Annotated in this window: 1 protein-coding gene; it reads left to right on the forward strand. The window is 68.4% G+C overall.

What is annotated here, in order from left to right; genetic code table 11:
- On the forward strand, positions 1-431 hold a 431-nt coding region (locus AC1DYG_RS19905), incomplete at both ends, for a ClpP family protease (protein WP_477641574.1).

Genomic DNA, 431 nt, shown 5'->3' on the forward strand with positions numbered 1-431 from the left:
GGTGAACGACGAGATGGCCGAGCGGGTGTGCGCCGAACTGGTGCTGCTCGCCACGGCCGACGCCGACCGCGACGTCGTCCTCTACATCAACTCACCCGGCGGGTCCGTGCTGGCCGGTCTGGCCATCTACGACACCATGAAGCTGATCCCCAACGACGTGGTGACCGTGGCCCTCGGCTTCGCCGCGAGCATGGGCCAGGTGCTGCTCGCCTCGGGCACGCACGGCAAACGGATCAGCCTGGCGCACAGCCGAATCATGATGCACCAGCCGTCCGCCGGGATCGGCGGCACCGCGATGGACATTGCCATTCAGGCGGACAACTGGGAGTACATGAAGCGGCAGTCGGAGGAGATCCTCGCGGCGGAGACCGGCCGCCCGGTCGAGGAGATCGCCGCCGACAGCGATCGCGACCGCTGGTTCACCCCGGAGC

It is taken from the genome of Pedococcus sp. P1_H8 (assembly GCF_056405175.1).